Source organism: Streptomyces sp. CBMA29, from assembly GCF_014596445.1.
GTDB lineage: Bacteria > Actinomycetota > Actinomycetes > Streptomycetales > Streptomycetaceae > Actinacidiphila.
On the sequence record NZ_MECL01000152.1, the window covers coordinates 1 to 7,881 of the forward strand.

Annotated in this window: 6 protein-coding genes and 1 rRNA gene; 1 reads left to right on the forward strand and 6 read right to left on the reverse strand. The window is 70.6% G+C overall.

Going from position 1 to position 7,881, the window contains the following annotated elements:
- The 5 genes from BGM09_RS20400 to mtnA all read right to left on the reverse strand — a co-directional run.
- Positions 1 to 341, reverse strand: a 341-nt coding sequence (locus BGM09_RS20400) for a ComF family protein (protein ID WP_411158341.1), incomplete at its 3' end; no start/stop codon positions are given.
- Between the two features lie 100 nt (positions 342 to 441).
- The gene (locus tag BGM09_RS20405) at positions 442 to 2,268 is read right to left on the reverse strand and encodes an LpqB family beta-propeller domain-containing protein (RefSeq protein WP_188283095.1); all 1,827 of its coding nucleotides are present in this window, start codon (positions 2,266 to 2,268) and stop codon (positions 442 to 444) included.
- A complete protein-coding gene (mtrB, locus tag BGM09_RS20410; protein ID WP_223187336.1) occupies positions 2,268 to 4,157 on the reverse strand; it encodes an MtrAB system histidine kinase MtrB in 1,890 nt (629 codons plus the stop codon). The genes BGM09_RS20405 and mtrB overlap by 1 nt, the downstream gene beginning before the upstream one ends.
- A 52-nt stretch (positions 4,158 to 4,209) precedes the next feature.
- Positions 4,210 to 4,899, reverse strand: coding sequence for an MtrAB system response regulator MtrA (mtrA, locus tag BGM09_RS20415; protein WP_188283097.1), 690 nt, complete (start codon positions 4,897 to 4,899; stop codon positions 4,210 to 4,212).
- Between the two features lie 96 nt (positions 4,900 to 4,995).
- Complete coding sequence (gene mtnA / locus BGM09_RS20420) at positions 4,996 to 6,093, reverse strand: S-methyl-5-thioribose-1-phosphate isomerase (RefSeq protein ID WP_188283098.1); 1,098 nt, start codon at positions 6,091 to 6,093, stop codon at positions 4,996 to 4,998.
- A 95-nt stretch (positions 6,094 to 6,188) separates the two neighbouring features.
- Between mtnA and BGM09_RS20425 the strand changes: the two genes are divergently transcribed.
- Positions 6,189 to 7,691, forward strand: coding sequence for a glycerophosphoryl diester phosphodiesterase membrane domain-containing protein (locus BGM09_RS20425; protein WP_188283099.1), 1,503 nt, complete (start codon positions 6,189 to 6,191; stop codon positions 7,689 to 7,691).
- A gap of 70 nt (positions 7,692 to 7,761) precedes the next feature.
- Here the strand turns inward: BGM09_RS20425 and rrf are convergent.
- Positions 7,762 to 7,878 (reverse strand): 5S ribosomal RNA (gene rrf, locus BGM09_RS20430).
- Positions 7,879 to 7,881 lie beyond the last annotated feature (3 nt).

Here is a 7,881-nt window from a genome sequence, read left to right on the forward strand (position 1 = left end):
CGTGCCGAGGGCACCGGCACCAGCAGGACCGTCCCGGGGACGCCGACCCGCCGCACGGCCGCCGCCAACGCCGTGCCCAGCGGTCCGGCAAGGCCCAGCGCACCCCGCTCCTTGTGCGCCAGGACCACGGCCCGCACTTCGTCCCCGTATCGCCCGGCCGCGTAGACCGGCGGCAGCCCCGGCGGCTCCGGCGTCGGACGCACGCGCCGTACCGACACCGATTCGGCCGCCCCGCCGATCAGTACCCGGCACCGCTCGCACAGCTCCGTACGCGGACGCCCGCACCCGGCGCAGTCCACCGGCAGGACCAGCCCGGTGATCTCCTGCCACCAGCCCCGCATGACGTCCACTCTGCCCCGTTTCGGCGCCCACCGCCAGCCCCCCTCCCAACCTGTGGATAACTCCACGAATTCGCAGGTCAGGAGGCTGGCGGTGGATTTCTCAACCGGGATAGACCGGGTTGTCGCCCTTCGGCTCGACCCGCTTGCCCGTGGAGTCCGGCGGCAGCCGGTAGACGCTCTGGTTGTACGAGGCCAGCAGCGCACGCGAGGCGTCCTCGGAGGCGGCCACCACCGACGCCTGGCTGATCCCCTCGAAGGCCAGCTTCGGGGAACCGTCGGTGCTGATGTACTTGATCTGCTGCACGCCCTCGGATTCGCTGTCGAGCGCCACCAGGCGGCTCGGCCCCGCCCAGGAGACCGAGCTGACGCCGTCGGCCGCGGGAGTCAGCGTGCGCAGATTCGTCACCGCGAACGTCGGGTGCGCCTGCGTACCGCCCCGCTCGATCCGCCCGAGCTGCAACTTCCCGAGCCCGTCGGGCTGCCGGACGAGCAGCGCAATCCGCACACCGTCCGAAGCGACCCGCAGCGCCTCCACGCGGCCGGTCAGGCCGCTGACGGAGACCGGGATCGGCTGCCCGCCGCCGTCGCGCAGCGCTACCAGGCGGGGGGCGCTCGGATCGCGGTCGGCGACCCACAGGTAGTCGAGCCCGTCCCAGCTCGGCGCGCTCAGACCGTCCTTGACCTTGCTGGTCAGCACGGGCTCGCTGAGCTGGGAGTCCGCGTCGAGGCCGGCGGTGACCAGTTGGCGTCCGTCGTTCTTCACCCCGGCGGCCATCTGCTCGTCCCGGCGCACAGCGACCGACTCCAGGTCCGCCTTCGCCCCGCCGAACGGCCCGGCCACCGGCGTGCCCGTGGTCGAGGCGCCGTCCGAGGGCACCTCCAGCAGCCGGTGCGGCTGCGCCCCGATGTAGTACTGGTGGTCCGAGGAGCCGACCAGATTCTGCGTGCTGAACGCCAGCGTCTGTTCCTTGGGCAGCGAGCAGACCGTCCTGCCGTCGGACGCCGCGATGTCCACGGCGTCCACCTTGGGCGCGGCCTGGCCCTGCACCGTGGTGAAGAGCTGCGCCGCCAGCTTCACGCAGCGCTCCCCCGCGAACCGCTGCGCGGGCGCGTCGAGCCGCACCTTGAGGTGCTGGGAGTCGTCGAGCGTCACCCCGTGGTCGGGCGCCTTGTCGTAGAGCCGGGCGCCCTCGGGCGCCGCGGTCTCGACCACGGGCGCCAGCCAGTTCGTGGGACCGCTCAGCAGCGCGGAGACCGTGGACAGCAGCGAGTCGCTCTGCTTGCGCAGGTAGACCGGGTCGGCGACCAGGGTCTTGTCGGCGTTCCCCGAGCGATGCGCGTCCGGGCCCAGCGCCGCGAAATAGTACATGTTGACCAAGTGGTATATCCGGTTGAAGTCCAGATCGGAGATCACCAGGCCGTCTTCAAGACTGTCGATCCGCCACTCGTTGTTCTCCTTGACCAGGTGGAACGAGGTGTCGAAGTTGCCCTCGTCCGGCCGGTAGGCGTGCTTGGCGTCGACGACGGCCGTCTTCTTGCCCGCGAGGTCGACCATCACGTAGTCCTTGCGACTCGCGCCCGGCTCCTCTCTGGGCTGGGTCGTGCCGGTGAGCACGGTGATCTTCGCGGTGGGGTCCCAGTGTCCGGCCAGCTCCTTGGACAGGTACTTCTTCGCGGTCTCGAAGTCCGCCTCGCCGCTGGTGGTGGCCTCCATGAAGCCGTTGACGATGTCGGAGGCGCTTTCGCCCTTGTGCGGCGCCGACGGGAAGACCCGCACCTGCGCGTCCACGTCGGCGTGCTGTCCGTCACCGACCTTGCGCACCTCACCGCTGCTGGGTATCGCCGCGCACCCGGCCAGCAACAGCGCCGCGCACACCACACCCGGCCAGCTCCGCAGCAGGCTTCCCCTGCCCCCCAGCGCACCCATCAGCTGTCGTCCTCCCGGACCGAGTCCATCCGTCCCACGACCCGCGCACCGCTGCCGGGGAACGCCGCGGGATCGGCCGACGGCGAACGCGGCACCGCGGGCGGCCGCTGCGGTATCCGCGGTATCTGCGCACCCGACTGCCCGGTGGGCCCCGGCCCGGCCGGGCCCGCGGTCCGCGGCACCGGCACGGACCCCGTCGCGGCACGGACGGGCAGCCCCGAGGAATTCAGCCCGCGATTGCGCCGCGAATCGTCCGGCTCCAGCGGTATCGGCGACCCGCGCAGGCTCTCGCCCGCCGTCCGCGGCAGCGTCATCCGGAACTGCGAACCACCGCCCGGCTCGCCCCACGCCTGGAGCCAGCCGCCGTGCAGCCGGGCGTCCTCCACCGCGATGGACAGGCCGAGACCCGTCCCGCCGGTAGTACGCGCCCGCGCCGGATCGGCTCGCCAGAAGCGGTTGAACACCCGCGTCGCCTCGCCGGGCTTCAGCCCGACGCCGTAGTCCCGCACCGCGACGGCCACCGCGCCGTCGGCCGTGGCCAGCCGTACCACCACGTCCCGGCCGTCGCCGTGCTCGATCGCGTTGACGACCAGATTGCGCAGCACGCGCTCCACCCGCCGCGGGTCGACCTCGGCTATCACCGGCTGTGCGTCGCCGCGTATCGCCACATGGCTGCCCTTGCGCTCGGCCAGCGGCTCCGCGGCGTCCACCACGCGCCGTACGACCTCGCGCAGGTCTATCGGCTCGGCGGCCAGCTCCGCGGCGCCCGCGTCGAACCTGCTGATCTCCAGCAGGTCGGACAGCAGCGACTCGAAACGGTCCAGCTGGTTCTGCAACAGTTCGGCGGAGCGCGCGGTCACCGGATCGAATTCGGTCCGCGCGTCATGGATGACGTCCGCCGCCATCCGTACGGTCGTCAGCGGGGTGCGCAGCTCGTGCGAGACGTCGGAGACGAAGCGGCGCTGCATCCTCGACAGGTCCTCCAACTGCTGGATCTTGACCTGGAGGTTCTGCGCCATCTTGTTGAAGGACTCGCCGAGGCGCGCGATGTCGTCCTCGCCCGAGACCTGCATACGTTCCTGCAATCGGCCCGCCGCGAGCCGCTCCGCGATCCCGGCCGCCATCCGAACCGGCGTGACGACCTGCCGGGTCACCAGCCAGGCGATGGCGCCGAGCAGCACCACCACGAAGATGCCCGCCGTCGCCAGCGTGCCCTTGACCAGGCCGAGCGTCTTGGCCTCCTGGCCGAACGGGAAGAGGTAGTAGAGCTGGTACGTCTTCCCGTTGATGTCCGTGAGCCGCTTGCCGATGGCCAGTGCGGGCTGCGGCGCCTTCCCGTCGTCGGTCACCACCGTCGTGTACTGCTTCAGCGCCCCGGTGTGGGACTCGACGGCGTCGCTGAGCGACTTGGGGATGCTCGCCTGCGGCAGCAGACTGCCGGAGCTGCGCGGCCCGTGCGCGTTGACGACACCCTCGCCGAAGCGCGCGTCGTCGGCGCCCGGACTGAGCGTGGCGATCCAGTAGACCCCGTTGCCACCGCTGGCGAACTGCTGGACCAGCGTCGTCAGCCAGGCGCCCGAGTCCTCGGCCTGGTTCTGCGACCCGACCCCGGTGGCGTCCTGCGTCTGGCTCCTGTTCGCCTGCTGCTGGGCGATGGAGAAACCGGTGGTGGCCTGATTCTCAGCCGCCTTCTCCTTCGCGTCGAGCAGGCCGTTCTTGACCTGACCGATCACGACGAAGCCCAGCAGCAGCACCACGCCGACCGACATCAGCAGCGTGAAGGCGACCACCCGCAGTTGCAGATTGCGCCGCCACAGCCGGACCGCCGGCTGCAACGGTCGCCGTGCCCAGCGCACGAACGAGCGGAAAACCGGCGCGAGACCCCGCATGGGGTCCGCGAGCCGGCTCTCCAGCCGCTCCCGCTCGTACGACGCGCACATGTCAGCCCGGTCCCGCCTTGTAACCGACACCACGGACGGTCACCACGATCTCCGGGCGCTCCGGGTCCTGCTCCACCTTGGACCGCAGCCGCTGCACATGGACGTTCACCAGCCGGGTGTCCGCCGCGTGCCGATAGCCCCAGACCTGCTCGAGCAGCACCTCACGGGTGAACACCTGCCACGGCTTGCGGGCCAGCGCCACCAGCAGGTCGAACTCCAACGGCGTCAGCGCGATCGGCTGCCCGTCCCGCTTCACCGAGTGCCCCGCCACGTCGATCACCAGATCGCCGATGGCGAGCTGCTCCGGAGTCGGCTCCTCCGCCCTCCGCAGTCGCGCCCTGACCCTCGCCACCAGCTCCTTCGGCTTGAACGGCTTGATCACATAGTCGTCCGCCCCCGACTCGAGCCCCACCACCACATCCACGGTGTCGCTCTTCGCCGTGAGCATCACAATCGGCACCCCGGACTCCGCCCGGATCTGACGGCATACGTCGATGCCGTCCCGTCCGGGCAGCATGAGGTCAAGGAGCACCAGATCCGGCTTGGACTCCCGAAAAGCAGCCAGGGCCTTGTCACCGTCAGCGCAGAACGACGGCTCGAAACCCTCTCCGCGCAGCACGATGCCAAGCATCTCTGACAGCGCGGTGTCGTCATCGACGACCAGCACACGTCCCTTCATACCGACCATCATCCCATTTGCATATCGTTACCGGTGACCTTTGGTGATCGAGGTCACGCTACGCGACCATCGTCCGCTGATGTCCGCAGATGCGCTGCCCGATCACCCCTAGTCAGAGTCTGCCCGGGGAGTCTCGCGATTACACACAGTTACGAGATCTTCTGTGGTGACCGGCGAGACCACACCGTTCTCCGTGATGATCGCAGTAATCAGCTCCGGTGGCGTCACATCGAAGGCCGGGTTGTATGCCTGAGTGCCCAGCGGCGACGGCGCGAGGTCGGTCACCTCACTGCCGGCCCGCTGCTCCACCTCGATCGCGGCGCCGTCCGGCGTACTCAGATCCACCGAGGTCGTCGGCGCCACGACGATGAACGGCACATGGTGGTAGCGGGCGAGGACCGCGAGGGGATAGCTGCCGACCTTGTTCGCCGTGGAGCCGTCCGCCGCGATCCGGTCCGCGCCGATCAGCACCGCGTCCACCTCCCCTGCCGTGAACAGCGACCCGGCCGCGCTGTCGGCGAGCAGCGTGTACGGCATCCCGGCACGCGCCGCCTCGTACGCCGTCAACCGCGCGCCCTGGAGAAGAGGACGGGTCTCGTCGACCCACAGACGCCTCAACTCCCCGACCCTGTGCGCCGCGAGGACCACACCGAGTGCGGTGCCCTCCCCGCCCGAGACCAGGGCCCCGGTATTGCAGTGCGTCAGAATCCGGTACCCGCCACCCGGCACCAGCTCGGCGAGCAGCCGCTCACCGTACGCCGCCATCGACCGGCTCGCCGCCGCGTCCTCCTCGTGCAGCGCCCGCGCCTCAGCCAACGCGAAGGCGGCGCCCTGGTGCGGAGGCGCCGCCTGGAAGGCGGTCACCGCACGCCGCACCCCGTACCCGAGGTTGACGGCCGTCGGCCGCGCGTGCGCGAGCAGGTCGGCGGCCTCGTTCACGTCATAGCCGCGCGCCGCCGCCAACGCGATGCCGTACGCCCCCGCGAGCCCGAGCAGCGGCGCGCCCCGCACGGCGAGGGAACGTATCGCCTGAACCAGCGCCTGCACATCCGTACACACCAACTCGACCTCCTCATGCGGAAGTCGGGTCTGGTCCAGCAGCACGAGCACGGGTCCCTCGGGGGGTTCCTCCCACCGCAGCGCGGGGATGGTACGGGAAGCACCGTCGGCCTCATCGGTCACAGGTCGCACGTATTGATCACCCATCCGTCCAGTCTGCCCTGCCCGGCCCGGTCCACGGCAGCCCATGGCACGATGGCGGCCAGTACCACAGCGAGCACCACGTGAAGGGGCAGCCTCCGATGACCAACACTCCGGGCTGGGCCTCGCCCGGATCCTCCGACTCCTCCGAGCCGGAAGACGGCGACAGCCCCGCTTCCTCCGCACCACAGAAAGACACCCCCGTGGACACGTCAACAGATACGTCCGCGGCCGGTCCTGACAACGACTCCGGCGACGATTCCGCTCCCGGTACGGGAGACCGGCCCGCCACGGCCGACGCCGGTGACACGACGCCACCACCGCCCGGCGGCTGGTCCGCCCAACAGCCGCCCGCGGGCCAGTGGCAGCACACCCCCCACGACACCCGCCCCCCGACCGTACCGGCGCCGAGCCCGCCCCCCGCCGGATCCTCCGGTACGGGTACGGGTACGGGTCAGGCGCCCGGCGCCGGCTGGGCCCGGTGGACGCCCCCGCAACCGCCGCAAGGCGGCCACCCCGGCCCCTCGGGCCCGCGCTGGGGCAACACCGCACCGGGCGGCGGCACCGGCGGCGGCTGGCAGCAGCAAGGCCCCTGGAGCAGGCCCTCGGCGCCTAAGCCCGGTGTCATCCCGCTGCGCCCGCTCGGCGCGGGCGAGATCCTGGACGGTTCCCTGGCCGTACTGCGGCGGCACTGGCGCGCGATCCTCGGCGTCACCCTGGCCATCGCCGTGGTCACCCAGGGCCTGGCCGTCGTGATCGACGGCCTCTTCCTCAGCAACGACACCAGGTTGGAGAACCTCAGGGACAACCCCAACCCGAGCGTCGGCGACATCATGCACGCCGTCAGCGGCGCCTTCGCCAGTTCGGGCCTGACCATTCTGGTCATGCTCATCGGCACGATCATCGCGACCGCGATGGTCGCCATGGCCACCAGCCGCGCCGTGCTCGCCCGCCCGGTCACGGCCGCCCAGGTGTGGCGGGAAGCCCGCCCGCGACTGCCCCAACTGGTCGGGCTCGCGCTGCTGATCCCACTGGCCATCGCCGGAATCCTGGCGGGCGCCGTTCTGCCCGGCGCACTGATCGCCCTGGCGGGTGCGGAGAGCGGCGGCGCCGCCCTCGCCTCCCTCGGCCTGATCGGCGCCTCTGTCGTCGTGCTCTGGCTCCTCATCCAGTGGAGCCTGGCGGCACCGGCGCTCATGCTCGAAAAGCAGGACATCGTCTCGGCGATGAAGCGCTCGGCGAAGCTGGTGCGCAACTCGTGGTGGCGCGTCCTCGGCGTCCAGGCGCTCGCGGCGATCCTCTGCTACATCGCCTCGGCCATCATCCAGACGCCGTTCATGTTCATCGCCCGTGGCATCACCGGTGAGAGCCTCGGCTCCTTCCTCTCCGGCGACACCAACCCGGGGTGGGCGTTCCTCGGCATCAGCGGAATCGGCGCCGCCATCGCCGCGACGCTCAGCCTGCCGATCAGCGCCGGCGTCACCACGCTGCTGTACATGGACCAGCGCATCCGCCGTGAGGCTCTCGACATCGAGCTGATGCGGGCCGCGAATACCGATGTCGACGCGGACGCGGCGGCGGGCGTCGCCGTCAACACCGACTGACTGAGCACGGAAAACAAAAATGCCTTGGCCCCCGAGCGGAAGCTCGGGGGCCAAGGCATTGACAAAGATTGTTCGGCGGTGTCCTACTCTCCCACAGGGTCCCCCCTGCAGTACCATCGGCGCTGAAAGGCTTAGCTTCCGGGTTCGGAATGTAACCGGGCGTTTCCCTAACGCTATGACCACCGAAACA

What these genes read in the sequence shown, in the direction of transcription:
- BGM09_RS20405 (WP_188283095.1), bottom strand. Translation starts at nt 2,268, where the DNA reads ATGGGTGCGCTGGGGGGCAGGGGAAGCCTGCTGCGGAGCTGGCCGGGT.
- mtrB (WP_223187336.1), bottom strand. Translation starts at nt 4,157, where the DNA reads ATGCGGGGTCTCGCGCCGGTTTTCCGCTCGTTCGTGCGCTGGGCACGG.
- mtrA (WP_188283097.1), bottom strand. Translation starts at nt 4,899, where the DNA reads ATGATGGTCGGTATGAAGGGACGTGTGCTGGTCGTCGATGACGACACC.
- mtnA (WP_188283098.1), bottom strand. Translation starts at nt 6,093, where the DNA reads ATGGGTGATCAATACGTGCGACCTGTGACCGATGAGGCCGACGGTGCT.
- BGM09_RS20425 (WP_188283099.1), top strand. Translation starts at nt 6,189, where the DNA reads ATGACCAACACTCCGGGCTGGGCCTCGCCCGGATCCTCCGACTCCTCC.